9 protein-coding genes and 1 pseudogene are annotated in these 8,592 nt (G+C 70.4%); 7 read left to right on the top strand and 3 right to left on the bottom strand.

Features of this window, described 5'->3' with window-relative positions:
- From HCC78_RS34980 to hisA, 3 genes and pseudogenes are all read right to left on the bottom strand, one after another.
- Window positions 1-110 (bottom strand): annotated as a pseudogene (locus HCC78_RS34980) (IS481 family transposase); the annotation flags it as partial.
- Window positions 111-1,122: 1,012 nt separating this feature from the next.
- Complete coding sequence (locus HCC78_RS25365; RefSeq protein ID WP_256368344.1) at window positions 1,123-1,806, bottom strand: Hint domain-containing protein; 684 nt, start codon at window positions 1,804-1,806, stop codon at window positions 1,123-1,125.
- A gap of 96 nt (window positions 1,807-1,902) precedes the next feature.
- Complete coding sequence (gene hisA, locus HCC78_RS25360; RefSeq protein ID WP_172331576.1) at window positions 1,903-2,625, bottom strand: 1-(5-phosphoribosyl)-5-[(5-phosphoribosylamino)methylideneamino]imidazole-4-carboxamide isomerase; 723 nt, start codon at window positions 2,623-2,625, stop codon at window positions 1,903-1,905.
- 121 nt (window positions 2,626-2,746) lie between these two features.
- Here hisA and HCC78_RS25355 point away from each other — a divergent pair, with 121 nt between their 5' ends.
- The 7 genes from HCC78_RS25355 (at window position 2,747) to HCC78_RS25325 (ending at window position 8,592) form a co-directional block, all read left to right on the top strand.
- Complete coding sequence (locus HCC78_RS25355) at window positions 2,747-3,127, top strand: DUF2147 domain-containing protein (RefSeq protein WP_172331575.1); 381 nt, start codon at window positions 2,747-2,749, stop codon at window positions 3,125-3,127.
- An 86-nt stretch (window positions 3,128-3,213) separates the two neighbouring features.
- On the top strand, window positions 3,214-4,104 hold the full coding sequence (locus tag HCC78_RS25350; protein ID WP_172331574.1) for a lipid A-modifier LpxR family protein: 891 nt from the start codon (window positions 3,214-3,216) through the stop codon (window positions 4,102-4,104).
- A gap of 434 nt (window positions 4,105-4,538) precedes the next feature.
- On the top strand, window positions 4,539-5,159 hold the full coding sequence (rpsD, locus tag HCC78_RS25345) for a 30S ribosomal protein S4 (protein ID WP_172331573.1): 621 nt from the start codon (window positions 4,539-4,541) through the stop codon (window positions 5,157-5,159).
- Window positions 5,160-5,290: 131 nt separating this feature from the next.
- A complete protein-coding gene (locus HCC78_RS25340; RefSeq protein ID WP_172331572.1) occupies window positions 5,291-5,863 on the top strand; it encodes a YceI family protein in 573 nt (190 codons plus the stop codon).
- Between the two features lie 121 nt (window positions 5,864-5,984).
- On the top strand, window positions 5,985-7,076 hold the full coding sequence (gene hisC / locus HCC78_RS25335) for a histidinol-phosphate transaminase (protein ID WP_172331571.1): 1,092 nt from the start codon (window positions 5,985-5,987) through the stop codon (window positions 7,074-7,076).
- On the top strand, window positions 7,073-7,999 hold the full coding sequence (locus tag HCC78_RS25330) for a prephenate/arogenate dehydrogenase family protein (protein ID WP_172331570.1): 927 nt from the start codon (window positions 7,073-7,075) through the stop codon (window positions 7,997-7,999). Before hisC ends, HCC78_RS25330 begins: the two co-directional genes overlap by 4 nt.
- Window positions 7,996-8,592 (top strand): extensin family protein, encoded by a 597-nt coding sequence (locus HCC78_RS25325; RefSeq protein WP_172331569.1) that lies wholly within the window; start codon window positions 7,996-7,998, stop codon window positions 8,590-8,592. Before HCC78_RS25330 ends, HCC78_RS25325 begins: the two co-directional genes overlap by 4 nt.

The following is an 8,592-nucleotide window of genomic DNA, read 5'->3' as shown; positions in this document are numbered from 1 at the left end:
TGCTCCGGGAACTCCCACGCCGTCCGTCTGCCGGCCTTCTCGACCAGCTGAGTGACCGCGAACTTGCTGGTGCGATCGATTGCCACGAAGAGATAGAGCTTGCCCTCTTGCGCCACTTCGCGACGGTCTTCGGATTGATCCCGAGTTCCCGGCTCTGCGCCGCGGTCGAAGCTTGCGATCGCTGTATTGCAGCTCGGATGGCGTGCGCCCCTCTCGGCGAATGCGCACATTCGCCTTCCGGTCAGAGGATCGTGGCGCAGCCGTGACGAACTTGTCCCATAGTGCTTCCTTCCATGCCGACGAATGGATCGAACCATCAAACCGTGGGATCAAACACCTAGGACGGGAGGCTGATGCGGATCACCGCACCTATGCCGGGCAGGGGACCGGCGGCAGGCGCATCGCGCCGCGGCCCGCGGAGCCGCCGTCCGCCGCACCCGCAATCCCGCGCGATTGGAAATCAGTCTCTCCCGCTTCCGCTGTCTGGTTGAGTGCAGCGGGCACGGTGCCGTCCGGCCGGGGCAGCCCATGCCGCCGGGCTGACGGACACGCGAAGGGCCGGTCTGCATGACATGCAGCTCCATGACCGGCGGGGCGGGGCCGACGGCCCGGACCGTCGCCGATGGCCCGGGGCGGGCCCGGCCGGACCAGGCTGGCGGCACCGGAATGCCATGGCAGCCCCGACCCGCCCTGGCCGCTTCCAGGTCCGGGCATCCTGCCGCTGCCCCACGGCCTGCCGCGGCCGTTGCGGGAGGTCCGCAAACCGGAGCGCGCCGGGCTTTGAGGCCAAGCGGCGGGCCCATGGTGCAACTGATTGGCGGACCGCAAAGCGGGGTCGGGCCAGCTATTCCAGCCGTCGCGGTGCCCGGCCACGGCGGCCCTCCGTGCCGCGGGCCAGCGACAGACCGGCCCCCGGCCAATGCGTCTCCGGCTTCGGTGAGACGCAGCTGCTGTGCGGTCGCCAGCGAGCAGTTGCCCGGCCAGTGCCGCTGCCCCATGTCACTGGGGCCGTGTGGTTCCGCTGCTGGCTGCCAGCGGCGCATGGGTTCAGCAGGCCCGCCGTTCCAGTCCGGGTCGGCCGGATGCCGGGATCTGCCGCAGGCCGCGGGCGGTCCTGTCCGTTCAGCCCTGCGCGGCCACGTTGTGCGCTGCCACCCGCGGCTGGTGCTGGAGCGGCAGTGCCCCGCGCGCCGCGCTGCGTTCGCGCAGGTCGCGCCAGAGGGCGCGGGCCTCGCCCAGGTCTGGCGAGGGCAGGGGCTGGCCGCCCTGCGCGACGGGCAGTCCGTCGATCCGGAGCGGGACCTCGCCGCCGAGATCCCGGGCCTCGCTCTCCGAAAAGCTTTCCGAGGCACAGCCCTCCGCCAGGAGCAGCGCGTGATGCGGCAGCAGGAGCTGCAGGAAGGTCCAGCCGCGGTTGGGCGGAAGCAGGCTGATCGCATCGCCGTCGGCCAGGGCCAGAGCGGGGAACAGCACCGTGGCCGATCGGCAGGAGCGCACCAGCGCCGGGTCGCTCAGCGCCAGCCGGTGCTCGGGCGCCACGACAAGGTCGCGCCGGGGCAGGCCCGGGGCCAGGGCGCCGCGGCGGATCCGGACCGGCCGCCGCTCCGGCGCGTCCTCCAGATCCTCGCGGGACAGGCGGCTGCGCCCGATCCAGAGAATTTCCTGCGGACCGCGGTCCTGGGTTTCCACCATCTCGCCGACCCTGAGGTCGCGCATCCGGCGCATCCCGCCGGGAGTCTGGACGCGGGTGTCCCGCGCCAGCCTACCGCCCGGAGCGCCATGCGTTCCGGCCCGTGCGCGCCGCATCGCGGCCAAGTTCCCGTCAATTGCCATCCGGCACCTCCTCGAACGCGCATGTTCTGGAGGTGCCATGGTTTCTGCCGGGTTAAGCCTGTGCCGCTTTCAGCCCTTCAGCGCGGCCAGCGCGTCGCCGAGGTCGATCGCCCCGTCATAGAGCGCGCGGCCCGAAATCGCCCCGTCGAGCTGCACGCCGCAATCGCGCAGCGCGATCAGGTCTGCGAGCGAGGACACCCCGCCCGAGGCGATCACAGGGATCGACACGGCGCGGGCCAGCGCGGCGGTCGCCTCGATGTTCGGGCCCTGCATCGCGCCGTCGCGGTTGATGTCGGTATAGATGATCGCGGCGATGCCCGCGTCCTCGAAATCCTTCGCGAGGTCCGTGACCTCGATCTCGGTTTCCTCGGCCCAGCCGCGGGTCGCGACCTTGCCGTTGCGCGCGTCGAGCCCGACCGCCACCTGTCCCGGAAAGGCCTTCGCCGCCTCGCGCACCAGCGCCGGGTTCTCCACCGCGACGGTGCCGAGGATCACCCGGGCCAGGCCCTTCTCCAGCCAGGTCCCGATCGTCTTCATGTCGCGGATGCCGCCGCCGAGCTGGGCCGGGACCTTGCAGGCGGCCAGGATCGCCTCCACCGGCGCGGCATTGACCGGTTCGCCCGCGAAGGCGCCGTTCAGGTCGACGAGGTGCAGCCAGTCGCAGCCCGCATCGACGAAGGCCTTCGCCTGTGCCGCCGGATCGTCGCTGAACACGGTGGCCTGCTCCATGTCGCCCTTGAAGAGCCGGACGCAGTTGCCGTCCTTCAGGTCGATGGCGGGATAGAGGATCATGGCCGCTCCTTTCGTGATTGCCGCGCCCCCATGCCATGTCCCGGCCGCGAAGCCAAGCGACGCGAGGTTCCGCTTGACCGGAGCGCCCCGCGCGGGCGTGCTGGAGGCGGGAGGAGACATCATGAGATACCTTATCTGCGCGGCCATCGCGGCGGCGGGGCCGGTGCTTGCCGACCCGGCGGAAGGGCTGTGGAAGACCGAGCCGGGCAAGGACGGCGCCTTCGGCCATGTCCGCATCGCCGCCTGCGGGGCCGAACTCTGCGGCACGCTGCAGGAGGCGTTCAACGCCGACGGCAGCAGGCGCGACTCGCAGGCGGTGGGGAGGCCGATCGTCTGGGACATGCAGCCCGAAGGCGGCGGGCGCTACGGCCAGGGCCAGATCTGGGATCCGCAGCGCGACAAGACCTTCCGCTCCAAGATGGTGCTGCATGGCGACGTGCTGGACGTCTCGGGCTGCGTCGGGCCGTTCTGCGTCGCCCAGAGCTGGCGGCGGCTGCGCTAGCTGCGCCATGGTTAACCCGGCTGAAAGATTCGTCGCCGCAGGATGCCCCGCGCCGCAGGTTGGCGGCGGGATTTCGGGAAGGCGCGATGGCAATTCTCCGGTTCTGTCTCTTGGGGCTGCTGCTCGCCGCCGGGCCGGCCGCGGCCTGGGAAGCCGTCGGCATGGCGCGGCTGCTGACCAACGACTATTTCGGCGACCGGCACGACCGCTGGCACACCAACAGCTATCAGGTCGGCGTGCTGATGGAGCCCGGCGCCGGACAGGCGGGGCCCGATCTGGTGGAGCTGCGGTTCTTCACCGAGGTGCTGACCCCGGCAAGCCTGGCCCATCCCGCTCCGGACGACCGGCCGCTGGCAGGGGTCATCAGCCTCGGCCTTCATGGCTACATGCTGGGCGCGGCCAGCAGCCTGCATTTCGGCCTCGACCTCGTCGGGGTGGGGCCTTCCACCGGCTATGACGATGCGCTCAGGCGTTTCCATCCCGCGGGCGAACGGCCAAGCGATGCGGTGCGGCAGGACCAGATCGGCGACGGGCTGCATCCGACGCTGATGATCACGGGCTCGCGCAGCATCCCGCTTGGCCAGTCCGGCCAGGCCGTGCTGTTCGGCCAGGCCCAGGCCGGGGTGGAGACGCTGCTGCGCTTCGGCGGCGACCTGGTGTGCGGCCCGGCCGGGCGCGGTGCGCTGCCGATCCGCGACACCACGACCGGCCTGCTGATTCCCGCGACGCATCTCGATGCCCGCGGCTTCGGCCTGACCGTCGGCGCGGATGCCGCCCATGTCACGCGGTCGAGCTACCTGCCGGAAAGCCGGGGCTACGACCTGACCGACATCCGCTACCGCGCGCGGGCCGGCGGGCTCTGGCGCTGGGGCAAGGGCAAGCAGGTGTTCTACGGCGTCACCTGGCTCAGCGAGGAATTCGAGGCGCAGCCCGAGGGCCAGGTAGTCGGTTCGATCCATGTGAACTGGCGGTTCTGACGGGGCCGGCGCAGCCCCCGGCCCCGGGAAGGTCCTGCTGCCGGTCGCGGAAGGACCGGTGCGGCGCCGTCGGCGTCTCCGGCTTGTCCCGGGGGCCAGGGCTGCCCGGGGCGCCGCAGAGGGCCTCTGCCGCAGGGCGACGGCGGCGATCGTTCCCTTTCATGGCGATCTGGCGGCGCGCCGCTTCTGGCCCCTCCGCCAGCCTTGCCGGGCGGGGCCCGCAAGGCCGGGCGCGGCAGCCGGTTCGGCGCTTGACTCCGTCCCGCGGCGACGGTAGAGCGCGCCATCCCGGCATCCGTGCCGGGCATTTGGTGTTGGCGGCCCCCGCAAGGGGATGCCTGTCGGCCCGTCTCCCAGCAAACCCGGGGGGCGCGGCAGGAGGACAACGCCCTTCGACAATCCGCTCCGCAAGGGGCATCAGAAGGAGATCAGCCGTGACGAAACGCACGTCTGCCAAGTACAAGATCGACCGCCGCATGGGCGAAAACATCTGGGGCCGTCCGAAGTCCCCGGTCAACCGCCGCGAATACGGCCCGGGCCAGCACGGCCAGCGCCGCAAGGGCAAGATGTCCGACTTCGGCCTGCAGCTGCGCGCGAAGCAGAAGCTGAAAGGCTACTACGGCGACCTGACCGAGAAGCAGTTCCGCCGCATCTACGCCGAAGCCGAGCGCGTCAAGGGCGACACCGGCGAGAACCTGATCGGCCTGCTGGAGCGCCGCCTGGACGCCGTCGTCTACCGCGCCAAGTTCGTGGCCACCATCTTCGCCGCGCGCCAGTTCGTGAACCACGGCCATGTCGAAGTGAACGGCAAGCGCGTGAACATCGCGTCCTACCGCGTGTCGGAAGGCGACGTGATTTCCGTCCGCGACAAGTCCAAGCAGCTGGCCGTCCTTCTCGAGGCCGTGCAGCTGTCCGAGCGTGACGTTCCGGACTACATCGAGGCCGACCACTCCAAGATGACCGCCACCTTCGTGCGGACCCCGGGCCTGGCCGACGTGCCGTACCCGGTCATCATGGAACCGAACCTCGTCATCGAATACTACGCACAGAACTGATCCAGTTCCGCGCGATGACTTCCGGCGCCGCGTCCTTCCGGGACGCGGCGCTTTGCGTTTCCGGAACGGCCGGGGATGGGGTAAGGACTGGAGGTGCGCATCATTCCGCGCTCCACCGAAAGGCATCAAACATGACCCCGTTTTCCGCAGTTCTTGTTGCCGCTCTTGCCCTGCCCTGCGCCGCCCTTGCCTGGGACCTCGACCCGGCCGGATCCGCCGTCAGCTATGTCAGCATGAAGAACGGCGACATTGCCGAGGCCAACAGCTTCTCGGACCTTTCCGGCGGCGTGTCCGACAGCGGCGAAGTCACAGTCGACATCAACCTCGCTTCGGTCGAGACCGGCATCGACATCCGCAACCAGCGGGTGCGCGACCTGCTGTTCAAGGTCGATGTCTTTCCCAAGGCCACGGTGACGGCGCAGGTCGACCTCGACGCCCTGGCGGAGATCGCCCCGGGCGGCTCGGCCAGGATGGAGCTGCCGCTGTCGCTGTCGGTCAACGGCACCGGCTCGGATTACGACTCGGCCGTGCTGGTGACCCGCGCGGGCGAGGACCGCGTCGTCGTCGCCTCGCTGGTGCCGCTGATCGTCGATGCCGCGGAGCTGGATTTCCCCGAGGGCCTCGCCAAGCTGCGCGAACTGGCCGGGCTCGACTCGATCCAGCCGGTGGTCCCGGTGTCATTCGTGCTGAGTTTCGCCCGCTAGGCGCGGTTGGCTCTGGCCTTGGCGCGCGGCGGCGGCTAAATCCGGCGCGATGCCGGCCCCCCGCGGCCGGCCAAACGAAGCAGGCCGTCCGGGTGGCCCCGGCCGGCGGAAGGAGCCGCCAATGACGCAGATCGTGCCGCAGCCCGGGATCATGGAGATCGCGCTCTACGAGAGCGGGCAGTCCAAGGTCGAGGGCGTCTCCGAGGTCATCAAGCTCAGCTCGAACGAGAACCCCTACGGTCCTTCGCCGAAGGCGGCCGAGGCGTTCCGGGCGGCGGCGGCCAACCTGCACCGCTATCCGTCCACCGACCATGCGGAGCTGCGCGCCGCGATCGGCGAGGTGCACGGGCTCGACCCGGCGCGGATCATCTGCGGCGTGGGGTCGGACGAGATCATAAACCTGCTCTGCCAGGCCTATGCCGGGCCGGGCGACGAGGTGCTGCAGACCGAGCACGGCTTCTCGATGTACCGCATCTCGGCGCTGGCCGCCGGGGCGTCGAGCGTCTCGGTTGCCGAGCGCGAGCGCGTCACCGACGTCGATGCGCTGCTCGCGGGCGTGACCGAACGCACCAAGCTGGCCTTCATCGCCAACCCCAACAACCCGACCGGCACGATGATCGGCGGCAACGAGCTGGCCAAGCTGGCCGCGGGCCTGCCGGAAAATGTCATCCTGGTGCTCGACGGCGCCTATGCCGAGTTCGTCGACGGCTATGACGGCGGCGCCTCGCTCGTCGACCTGCACCCGAACGTGGTGATGACCCGCACCTTCTCCAAGCTCTACGGCCTGGGCGGGCTGCGCATCGGCTGGGGCTATGCGCAGAAGGAGATCATCGATGTCCTGAACCGCATCCGCGGGCCGTTCAACCTTGGCGAATGCCAGCTCGCCGCTGCCGAGGCCGCGATCCGCGACCGCGACTTCGCCGCCAAATGCCTGGCCGAGAACAGCCGCCTGCGCGGCTGGCTGGCCCAGGCGCTGGCGGATCTCGGCATTCACTCGGACACGTCCTGCGCCAATTTCATCCTGGCGCGCTTCGCCGACCGCGGCGAAGCGGTGGCCTGCGACGCCTTCCTGAAGTCCCGCGGCCTGATCGTGCGGCAGGTGGCGGGCTACGGCCTGCCGAACTGCCTGCGCATCACCATCGGCGACGAGCGCTCCTGCCGCCTCGTGGCCGAGGCCGTCGCGGCCTTCAAGGCGGAGCAGCGCGGGACATGACCCAGATCTACGGCCGCGTCGCGGTGATCGGGCTGGGCCTGATCGCCTCCTCGATGATCCACGCGATGCGCCGGGCCGGGCTGGCCGGGACGGTGATCGGCTACGATGCCAGCGCCGCGCACATGGAGATGGCGCGCGAGGACGGGCTCTGCGACCTGCTGGCCGGGTCGGCGGAAGAGGCCGTCCGGGATGCCGAACTCGTGGCGCTCTGCGTACCGGTCGGCGCGATGGGACAGGTGGCGGAGCAGATCGGCCCGCACCTGCGCCCCGGCACGACCGTCACCGATGTCGGTTCGGTCAAGCGCTCGGTGATCGACGCGGTGGCGCCGCACCTGTCCCCCGATGTGACCTTCATCCCGGGGCACCCGATGGCGGGCACGGAATATTCCGGTCCCCGCGCCGGTTTCGCCGAGCTTTTCGACGGGCGCTGGTGCCTGCTGCTGCCGCCCGAGGGCTGCGACCCGGAGGCGCTGCGCAAGCTGCGCGCGCTCTGGACCGGCATGGGCGCCAATGTCGAGGAGATGGAGCCCGACCACCATGACCTGGTCTGCGCGGTGATCTCCCACGCGCCGCACCTGATCGCCTACACGATGGTGGGCGTGGCCGACGACCTGCGCCGCGTCACCGACCAGGAGGTGATCAAGTTCTCGGCCGCGGGCTTCCGCGACTTCACCCGGATCGCGGCCTCGGATCCGACCATGTGGCGGGACGTCTTCCTGAACAACAGGGATGCGACTCTGGAGATCCTTGGCCGCTTCACCGAAGAGCTGTTTGCCTTGCAGCGGGCCATCCGCACAGGGGACGGGGACTTGCTGTTCGACTATTTCACGCGCACCCGCGCGATCCGCAAGGGCATCATCGATGCCGGGCAGGACACGGCCGCGCCGGATTTCGGCCGCGCCAAGCGACAGCCCGGCGAATGAGGCGCCGCGCATTGGGGCTCTGCCTCGTCCTGGCCGCCTGCGGCTCGGGCAAGGAGGAACCGCAGCTCGAGGGCCAGCGGCTCTGCGGCTCGACCTCGATCCTGGGCGAGCTTGCGCCGCCGATCTCCTCGGGCGGGTCCTGCGGACTGTCGGACGGCGTGCGGGTGCTTTCGGTTTCGGGCGTGCCGCTGTCCGCCCCGGCCACCATGGACTGCTCGACGGCGAAGGCGCTGGACAGCTGGGTCAGCCAGGGGCTGCGCCCGGCGGTCGGCCGCCGCGGCGGCGGCGTGGCCGAGCTGAAGGTGATGGCCAGCTATTCCTGCCGCCCGCGCAACAATGTCCGCGGCGCCAAGATGTCGGAACACGGGCGGGGCAGGGCGGTCGATATCGGCGGCTTCACCCTGCGCGACGGCAGCGAGATCACCGTGCTGGAAGACTGGAGCACGCGCTCCGAAGGGCCGCTGCTGCATGCGCTGCACGAGGCGGCCTGCGGGATCTTCGGCACGGTGCTGGGCCCGCGCTCGGACCGGCACCATGCCAACCATTTCCACCTGGACACGGCCAGCTACCGCTCCGGGCCCTATTGCCGCTGA

Source organism: Mangrovicoccus sp. HB161399 (genome assembly GCF_013184745.1).
In the GTDB taxonomy this organism is placed as follows: Bacteria; Pseudomonadota; Alphaproteobacteria; order Rhodobacterales; family Rhodobacteraceae; genus Mangrovicoccus.
Note: the sequence above shows the minus strand (reverse complement) of the source record. Positions and strands in the feature narration are given on the sequence as shown.